This is a genomic window from Streptosporangium sp. NPDC006013, from assembly GCF_040614275.1.
In the GTDB taxonomy this organism is placed as follows: domain Bacteria; phylum Actinomycetota; class Actinomycetes; order Streptosporangiales; family Streptosporangiaceae; genus Streptosporangium.
Genome location: NZ_JBEXUE010000480.1, coordinates 1 through 7,569, shown reverse-complemented (window position 1 = coordinate 7,569; position 7,569 = coordinate 1). Strand labels below are relative to the sequence as shown.

Annotated in this window: 8 protein-coding genes, 2 tRNA genes and 3 pseudogenes; 6 read left to right on the top strand and 7 right to left on the bottom strand. The window is 69.0% G+C overall.

The window, feature by feature from the left end; genetic code table 11:
• Positions 1-19: 19 nt before the first annotated feature.
• The 4 genes from ABZ260_RS42315 (at position 20) to ABZ260_RS42300 (ending at position 1,921) form a co-directional block, all read left to right on the top strand.
• Positions 20-583, top strand: a complete 564-nt coding sequence (locus ABZ260_RS42315) for a phosphoribosylanthranilate isomerase (RefSeq protein WP_355629086.1) — start codon at positions 20-22, stop codon at positions 581-583.
• 39 nt (positions 584-622) lie between these two features.
• On the top strand, positions 623-1,054 hold the full coding sequence (locus ABZ260_RS42310; RefSeq protein WP_355629083.1) for a nuclear transport factor 2 family protein: 432 nt from the start codon (positions 623-625) through the stop codon (positions 1,052-1,054).
• Between the two features lie 66 nt (positions 1,055-1,120).
• Entirely contained in the window at positions 1,121-1,279 is a 159-nt protein-coding gene (locus ABZ260_RS42305; protein ID WP_355629081.1) for a hypothetical protein, read from the top strand.
• A gap of 81 nt (positions 1,280-1,360) precedes the next feature.
• Positions 1,361-1,921 (top strand): GNAT family N-acetyltransferase, encoded by a 561-nt coding sequence (locus tag ABZ260_RS42300; RefSeq protein WP_350920111.1) that lies wholly within the window; start codon positions 1,361-1,363, stop codon positions 1,919-1,921.
• 162 nt (positions 1,922-2,083) lie between these two features.
• On the opposite strand, the pseudogene ABZ260_RS42295 reads toward ABZ260_RS42300, so the two are convergent.
• The 3 genes and pseudogenes from ABZ260_RS42295 to ABZ260_RS42285 form a co-directional block, all read right to left on the bottom strand.
• Positions 2,084-2,230 (bottom strand): annotated as a pseudogene (locus ABZ260_RS42295) (alanine racemase C-terminal domain-containing protein); the annotation flags it as partial.
• A gap of 331 nt (positions 2,231-2,561) precedes the next feature.
• Positions 2,562-2,831: pseudogene (locus tag ABZ260_RS42290) on the bottom strand (hypothetical protein); the annotation flags it as partial.
• 161 nt (positions 2,832-2,992) lie between these two features.
• Complete coding sequence (locus tag ABZ260_RS42285) at positions 2,993-4,474, bottom strand: UDP-N-acetylmuramoyl-L-alanyl-D-glutamate--2,6-diaminopimelate ligase (protein WP_355629077.1); 1,482 nt, start codon at positions 4,472-4,474, stop codon at positions 2,993-2,995.
• A gap of 376 nt (positions 4,475-4,850) precedes the next feature.
• On the opposite strand from ABZ260_RS42285, the gene ABZ260_RS42280 reads away from it, so the two are divergent.
• Positions 4,851-5,063 carry a hypothetical protein gene (locus ABZ260_RS42280; RefSeq protein ID WP_355629074.1) on the top strand — a complete coding sequence of 71 codons (213 nt, stop codon included), beginning with the start codon at positions 4,851-4,853 and terminating at the stop codon, positions 5,061-5,063.
• Between the two features lie 97 nt (positions 5,064-5,160).
• Here the strand turns inward: ABZ260_RS42280 and ABZ260_RS42275 are convergent.
• Both ABZ260_RS42275 and ABZ260_RS42270 read right to left on the bottom strand, forming a co-directional pair.
• Positions 5,161-5,233 (bottom strand) — tRNA-Arg (locus ABZ260_RS42275).
• 1 nt (position 5,234) lies between these two features.
• Positions 5,235-5,310 (bottom strand) — tRNA-Met (locus ABZ260_RS42270).
• Between the two features lie 659 nt (positions 5,311-5,969).
• Here ABZ260_RS42270 and ABZ260_RS42265 point away from each other — a divergent pair.
• Positions 5,970-6,533 (top strand): carboxymuconolactone decarboxylase family protein, encoded by a 564-nt coding sequence (locus ABZ260_RS42265; RefSeq protein WP_355629072.1) that lies wholly within the window; start codon positions 5,970-5,972, stop codon positions 6,531-6,533.
• Positions 6,534-6,548: 15 nt separating this feature from the next.
• Here ABZ260_RS42265 and ABZ260_RS42260 read toward each other — a convergent pair whose 3' ends face one another.
• Positions 6,549-7,169 (bottom strand): FMN reductase, encoded by a 621-nt coding sequence (locus ABZ260_RS42260; RefSeq protein WP_355629069.1) that lies wholly within the window; start codon positions 7,167-7,169, stop codon positions 6,549-6,551.
• Positions 7,170-7,202: 33 nt separating this feature from the next.
• A pseudogene (locus ABZ260_RS42255) lies at positions 7,203-7,569 on the bottom strand (5,10-methylene tetrahydromethanopterin reductase); the annotation flags it as partial.

The following is a 7,569-nucleotide window of genomic DNA, read 5'->3' as shown; positions in this document are numbered from 1 at the left end:
CCAGCCTGCCCAGCACCGGGTGCGACACCGCGCCGGCGATGACCGTCGCGGTGACGCCGACGCCATCGGATTCGTCCTCACCAGGAGCTCGCGGCGGGTCACCCCGGCGCGGGCGCGCGAGCTGGCCTTGGCGGTCCCCCCGCACGTGCTGACCGTGGCGGTGTTCGCCGGCGAGCCCACCGAGGAGGTCAGGGCGGCCACCCTGGAGTCAGGGGTACGCGCCGTCCAGCTGCACGGCGAGCACCCGCACGCGGACTTCACCGCGCTGAAGGACCTCGGCGTCACGCTGGTCCGCGCCGGGGCCGCGAGCACCGACCTGCGCTGCGGCGCCCTCGACGAGGACCTGCTCATCGTGGACGCGCCCAGGCCGGGCTCGGGGGAGCCGTGGGACTGGGCGGCCGTGCGCGGGCGCCCGGAGGGCCGCTGGCTGCTGGCGGGGGGCCTGACCCCGTCGAACGTGGCCGAGGCGATCATCGCGGCCCGACCCTGGGGAGTCGACGTGTCGAGCGGCGTGGAGGTCGCGCCCGGGGTCAAGGACTCCGGGCTCATCAGGGATTTCATCACCGCCGCCCGCGCGGGGTAGAGCCGCCGTCATTCTTGTTGGTCGTTTAGGTTGCCCGTTATGGCGACTTATGAAGACATGTCCACGCGTGCCACTCTTGAGGAGTTGCTCCGCAGGATCGGGGAGGGCGACCCGGAGGCAGTGGCCGCGCTGTACGCGGAGGAGGTCGACTGGCAACTGGACTGGCCCGCCGACGAGCACGGCGGGGCGATCCCGTGGATCCGGTACAGGTCCGTGCGCGCCGAGGTCGCCGAGCATTTCCGGGAGATCGCGGTCGGCCATGTACCGGAACTGGCCTCGGTGGAGGTCACGAAGATCCTGGTCGACGGGGCGGACGCGGTGGTCATGGGCACGATCGTGAACACGGCGAGGTCCACGGGCAAGGGCTACCGAGCCCGCTTCGCGCTGCACGTCACCGTGGAGAACGGGCTGGTCACCCGGCACCACGTCTACGAGGACAGCCTCTCGGTCGCCCGGGCCTTCGCGGACTAGGGCGGGTCCCGTGGATCTATGACGCTGGGGCCGCACTTGTAGATATCCATCCAGTACCTGCCCTGGATGATCGAGAATCTCACGGCAACCGAGGTCGAAACCGCCCTCGACCGCGCTGTGAACTCACTGACGGCCATGGTCGTGGGCGGCGCACTCGTCAACCGCCCGTCCGACGCGGCGGGCGAACGTCCGGTGGGGGACACGATCCAGGTGCCTCCCCGCTGAGCTTTGATCGCGTTCGAGGAGACGCGCACGGGCGAGGAAATGGGATGCCGACGGTCGGAGGCGCTTGCTACCGTCGGCATCATGCCCAGTCCGGAACCCAGGAGCAACCGGTCGGTCACCTGGCGTCGCCTCACCGAGCAGGACTTTCCGCTGCTGCGCGAGTGGCTGCAGCAGCCGCACGTGGCCCGCTGGTGGCACCACGAGACCTCTCCTGAGGCGGTGGCCCGCGACTTCGGCCCCGCCGCCAGGGGAGAGGAGCCGTCCGAAGACCTGCTGGTCTTTCTCGACGGACGGCCGCTCGGCCTGGTCCAGCGGTCGAGGTACGCAGACTACCCCGAGTACATCGCCGAGCTGGCAGCCATCGTCGCCGTCCCCGAGGGGGCGATGAGCATCGACTACCTGATCGGCGATCCGGCGCAGGTCGGGCGCGGCCTCGGGACGCTGATGATCCGGACGGTCATCGAGCGGACCTGGGCGGAGTTCCCGGCCGCCTCCTGCGTCCTGGTCCCGGTGTCGGCGGCCAACCGCGCGTCCTGGCGGGCGCTGGAGAAGGCCGGGCTGCGCCGGGTGGCCGAGGGTGAGCTGGAACCGGACAACCCGATCGACGATCGTGCCCACTACGTCTACCGGATCGACCGGTAGACCCCGGACTCGGGCGTGGGTGACCCGCACCCCTCCCAGTTCCCTGGGCGTGCGGTCCGTCCACCGTGTCCTCCACACGCGCATGAGATCAACCGGTGAGCTCGCTCCGCTTTGACGGACACCGGCGGTCAGGTGCGTCATGCCGACGCAGCCGATGACGGGGGCGTAGCAGCCGCAGATCAGCATGCGGCCACCGTCGGCGAGTTGCCGGGGAACGCCGTCGGCGAAGCCCGCCGGCACCATGGCAATCACGGTCGGGGCCGTGGTGCGGTAGGTCGACCCGTACCCGATGGGCGTGCCCGGCGGCACGCACGCCAGGTGTTCGACGTAGGACGTCACAGACAGCACCGGCCGCAAGGACAGCGCGGAAGCCTCTCTGACGTACCCGCCCGGCCAGGTCGGCGGCCAGGGGATCCATGTCGGCGTGCTTGTCGTCCTTGCCGCCGGTGATCAGGACCACCGCTCGGCCGGGGAACGCGTCGAGGGCGTGCAGGGTCGACCACGGGTTCGTCGCCTTGGAATCGTTGTAGTAGTCGACCAGGGTGGTCGTGGTCGTTTTCCCGTTCGTGTCGGTGATGGCGATGATCGGGGCCGGGCACAGGGCGTGAGCGAGTTCGATCTCGCTCCACACGGGGATGCCGCGAGAGTGGGCCTCGGCGAGGACCGGCAGGTCGCGGGGTACCCCTGGACTACGGATGATCAGCGTGTAGTCGGCGCACTCGGGCGGCTCGCCGCCGAGGTGGTAGGAGATCGGGTACTGGGGGAGCCGCAGCAGTGCCGGGTGGAGCTGGGCGGCTCGACGCGTACCGGTGACCGTGACCTGGGATCCGCGGGAAGCACAGATAGCTGCCGCGGATTCACCGCTGATCCCTAAGCCGGTGATCAGAATCCGCGCATGGTTAAGGAACACAGGACGTCCCAAGGGGGAGAGGCTGGGAGGAAACCAGCAGGCGAACAAAGGGGGTGCCAGCGGCCCGGCGAGGGGCGGGGCCGGGGGCGGCGGCCCGTTCGTTACAGGGCCGCCGCGACACGAGGTGAGGGGGTCGCTTCCGCGTCGAGCGGGCGCGAGCGTTAGGAGGCTGACAGGTCCGCGGTCAGTTTCCGCACGGTCTCCATGTCGTTGAAGTGGATGGTCATCGCGCCGATGACCTGGTACGTCTCGGCGCCCTTGCCCGCGATCAGCACGGTGTCATCGGGCTCGGCGACGGTCAGCGCCCGCCGGATCGCCGCCTCACGGTCGAGGATCCGCTCGACTTCGGTATCGGTCTGCGCCACGCCGACGATGAGTTGGTCGGCGATGGCCTCGGGGTCCTCGCTGCGCGGGTTGTCGTTGGTGACCACCACGAGATCAGAGTGTTTGCCGGCGATCTCACCCACGGGGGAACGCTTGGTTGTGTCGCGGTCTCCGCCGGCGCCGAGGACGGTGATGATGCGGCGGCGGGCGAATCCTCTGATCGTCGTCAGCACCTTCTCCAGGGAGTCGGGCGAGTGGGCATAGTCCACGATCACCGAGACGCCGCTGGGGGTTTGGAAGGTTTCGAACCGGCCCGGGATCGGGGGCAGCGACGCCAGCGCGTCGAGGACCGCGTGCACGTCGTGGCCGAGCAGGTGGCAGGTCGCCACGGTGGCCAGGGCGTTGTGTACGGCGAACCGGCCCGGGATCGGCACCGTCGCGGGCAGGCAGCGGCCGTCGTGGTGCAGGACGAACCGCGTGCCGGCGGGCCCGATCACCAGGTCGGTTGCCCGGAAATCCGCTTCGTTGTCGATGCCGAACGTGGTGGCCGTTGTTGGCATCAACGCGGCGATGTCCGCGCTGACCGGGTCATCGGCGTTCGCTACCGCCCAGTAGCACATCTGGTCGAACAGCCGCAGTTTCGCGGCCTTGTACTCCTCCATGCTGCCGTGGTTGTCGAGGTGGTCAGGCGTGAGGTTGGTGAACACGCCGACGTCGATGTCAGCGCAGTCGACGCGGTTAAGCGTCAGCGCCATGGACGATGCCTCCATGATCACTGTGTCTGCGCCGCGATCCCGCATAAGCCGCAGGATGTGCTGCAGGTCCACTGACTCCGGAGTGGTGGGCGTCGTCCGGTCAACCTTGATTGTCTCGTGGCCGACGCGGTACCCGTCGGTGCCGATGACCCCGGCCCGCACCTTCAGGCCGGTGCGGAGAACCTCCTCGATCATGTAGGACACCGACGTCTTGCCGTTCGTGCCGGTGACGGCCACGACTGCGAGTTCACGCGCAGGTTCACCGAAGTACCTGGAGGCTACAACGGGGACCGCTGCACGGGTGTCTGCCACCCGCACCACACATACGTGCGGCGGCATGTTGTCGTCGATCGGGCGGTCGACCAGCACCGCCACGGCGCCGCGCGCCACGGCGTCGGCTATGAACCGGTGACCGTCGGCGCGGGAGCCCCGCATGGCGATGTACATCGATCCGGGGGTCATCCGCCGTGAGTCGTAGGCGATACCGGCCCGGACGTCGGTCGCCGTGGGATCACCTTGGATCACGCGGTGGTCGTGGTCGGCGAGGAGGTCGCTCAGTTTCATCGGTGGTGCTCTCCTTTCTGCGCCAGCCTGTCGGGCAGGAAAGGCAATGCCCAGGTAACGCGCTGGTGGGCTTACGGTCGCTCATCGCAGGCTCGTGACGAAGAGAGTTAGCGTTGCCGAGCGGTTGCCTTGTGTTGCTTCCTACCCCGGCGCTATTCCCGGCGCCCGTATACGGCACCACACTTGGGGGCCGGCCCTTGACCAGAGGGGCCGACGCATCTGTGAACACGGTGGAGTGTCACTCGCTGCCCACGCTGCTTACCCGCAAGCGCTGGACGGACGGCGGGTTGCTGAACGTCACCGCGCTCGGGGAGACGGCGCGCTAGCCGCCCGCAAAGAAAAGCTCTCGCGGTGGATCGCCGGGACAGTGCCGTGGATGACTGCTCAGCCGGCGATGGCCGAGCTGCTCGACGTCGACCCGCACGAGGTGCATCAACGCGGTTGGCCGGACTGGCTGCTGTTGGCCTTTTGCGACGACCGCACCGTTTTGGAATCCCCATGGACGCCAGTGGGTACCGTCAAAGTTGAACCGCGCCGGGGAACATCAGTTTCTTCAAGGTGGAGCCACCGCGATGGACCGCATCTTTGATGGTGATCCGGAAGCTTAGTCACGCATTTAGTCACTCAGAGGATCATGAAGGCCGCTCCCGGAGGTCGGGAGCGGCCTTCTACCTTGTGTTTCGCGGCACCTCTGGCTGGAATCGAACCAGCGGCCTCCTGCTCCGCAAGCAGGCGCGCTCTCCACTGCGCCACAGAGGCTTGGTAGCGGGTGCGGGAATCGAACCCGCCCACAGCGGCTTATGAAACCGCCGAGCACACCAGCGCCCTCACCCGCTCCAAAGAAAGAGCCGTCTCGGACCGTGTGGTCCGGGACGGCTCGTGTCGTGACGGCGGGTGTCACACACGAGCCTCCCGGGGCATGCGCATACGGCGACGAGCACGCATGACGCGACGGCTCCGACCGTGATGGCGGCGCATGATCCCTCCTGGTGAAGCTCGACTGACCTGATGTGAGGATGCCGGATCTCCGGAACCGGCCGCAACGTGTTTTCTCCAGGAGCCCGGCCGTGCCCACTGACCATGAGCGGCCCGGCGGCGACCGCGTCGCGGACGGTCGCGGCCCATCGCGCCCCCTTGGCGACCAGGGCATCGGCCTTTCCCGGCGTACGGTTCCACACCGTGGTCGGGTGCCCGCCGTCCAGGAACTCAACCTCGCTTGAGGTCAAGGGCCGATCTTGCGGACCGGCCCCTTCGGACCGCGTGGGGGCGAGCAGCCTCCTGGACGTCCTCGCTGGGGCATTCGAATCGGGGCGTGCTCGGTGGTTGTGGCCACCTGGGAAGGCGCCGATGTCTCCGTAGGGGAGTCCGGCCCCGATCATTGCCAAAGTCGTCAACCATGTTTACTATATAGACAACCACATTGACGATATTGCCCCGATGTGCGTCCACCGGGCCTGTCTTCGGCGTGCCCGGAGAACCCAGAGAGAAGGTCCCCATGTCCCACGACGTCTTCGTCACCCACACCGCCGAGAGTGCCCCTGCCGCCGCCCGTGCCACGGTCGAGGGGGTGGAGCGGAAATTCGGCTTCATCCCCGCGCCGGTCGGCCGGATGGCCACCTCCCCGGAGTTGCTCAAGGGGTTCCTGACGGCCAGTGCCGTCTTCGAGCAGACCACCCTCGCCCCGATCGAGCGTGAGATCGTCATCCTGACGGTCGCCACCCGCAACGGCTGCCACGTCTGCGTGGCGATGCACACCGCCACGCTGGTCAGGCTGGCGGCCCCGGCCGAGGTCATCGAGGGGCTGCGGGCCCAGAAGCCTCTCCCGGACACCCGCTCGGAGGCGCTGCGGTCGTTCACCCTCGCGGTGATGGACCACTGCGGCGCGGTCGGCGCCGAGGAAACGCGCGCGTTCCTCGGCGCCGGCTACACGCCGCAGAACGCCCTTGAGGTCGTTCTCGGTGTCGGTGCCTACACGATCTCCACGTTCGCCAACCGGCTGATCGACGCCCCCCTCGACCCGCCGTTCCAGGCCTACGCCTGGGACGGCGACGGCAGGTAGGTGTCCGCCCGTTCGTCAGGGCCGCAGTGCGGCCAGCTGCTGCTCGAACGGGATCACGGCCTCGACCTGCCGGGCGGCGGCGGGCCGGTGCGACATCAGGCCGGCCAGTTCGCCGGCCGCGCGGGCGACGCGGGAGGCGAGGTCGTCGGCGCGGCTGTCCCCGCCGGTGCCCCAGTCCTCGGACGCGGCGTAGACGGCGGTCGGTACGACGATCGCGCGCAGGTAGGCGAAGAGCGGGCGCATGGCATGCTCCAGGACGAGCGAGTGGCGTGCCGTCCCCCCGGTCGCCGCGATCAGCACCGGCTTGCCGGTGAGCGCGCTGTTGTCGATCACGTCGAAGAACGACTTGAACAGGCCGCTGTAGGAGGCGGTGAAGATCGGCGTCACCGCGATGAGGCCGTCCGCCTCCGTCACCGCCTCGATCGCCTCGCGCAGCGTGGCGCCGGGAAAGCCGGTCACCAGGTTGGCGGCGATGTCGGTGGCGAGGTCGCGTAGCTCGATCACGCGTACCTCGGCCGGGTGCCCTTCGCCCGACAGCCGTCGTACGGCCGCCTCGGCCAGCCGGTCGGCCAGCAGGCGCGTCGAGGACGGCAGGCCGAGACCGGCCGAGACGACCACGAGCCGGACGGATTCCATTGCTTTTCCTTTCCAGGGGTGGACTCGGATGTCTCAGGCGGCGGGGACGGGCTGCTCGCCTGTCTCGGCCGCGCTGTCGCGCCTGGCGAGCAGGGCCGCGTGGGTGGGGCCGTCCGGCACCTCGGCCGGCCTGCCGGAGGCGAACTCCCTGCGCAGTACCGGGACGACCTCCTCGCCGAGGATGTCGAGCTGCTCCAGCACCGTCTTGAGCGGGAGCCCGGCGTGGTCCATCAGGAACAGCTGACGCTGGTAGTCGCCGAAGGAGTCCCGGAAGGTCAGGGTCTTGTCGATGACCTCCTGCGGGCTGCCCACGGTGAGCGGGGTCTGGTCGGTGAACTCCTCCAGCGAGGGGCCGTGGCCGTACACGGGAGCGTTGTCGAAATAGGGGCGGAACTCCCGG

Excerpts from the sequence above, each read along its gene's own strand:
- ABZ260_RS42310 (WP_355629083.1), top strand. The coding sequence starts at position 623 with ATGGCGACTTATGAAGACATGTCCACGCGTGCCACTCTTGAGGAGTTG.
- ABZ260_RS42305 (WP_355629081.1), top strand. The coding sequence starts at position 1,121 with ATGATCGAGAATCTCACGGCAACCGAGGTCGAAACCGCCCTCGACCGC.
- ABZ260_RS42300 (WP_350920111.1), top strand. The coding sequence starts at position 1,361 with ATGCCCAGTCCGGAACCCAGGAGCAACCGGTCGGTCACCTGGCGTCGC.
- ABZ260_RS42285 (WP_355629077.1), bottom strand. The coding sequence starts at position 4,474 with ATGAAACTGAGCGACCTCCTCGCCGACCACGACCACCGCGTGATCCAA.
- ABZ260_RS42280 (WP_355629074.1), top strand. The coding sequence starts at position 4,851 with ATGACTGCTCAGCCGGCGATGGCCGAGCTGCTCGACGTCGACCCGCAC.
- ABZ260_RS42265 (WP_355629072.1), top strand. The coding sequence starts at position 5,970 with ATGTCCCACGACGTCTTCGTCACCCACACCGCCGAGAGTGCCCCTGCC.
- ABZ260_RS42260 (WP_355629069.1), bottom strand. The coding sequence starts at position 7,169 with ATGGAATCCGTCCGGCTCGTGGTCGTCTCGGCCGGTCTCGGCCTGCCG.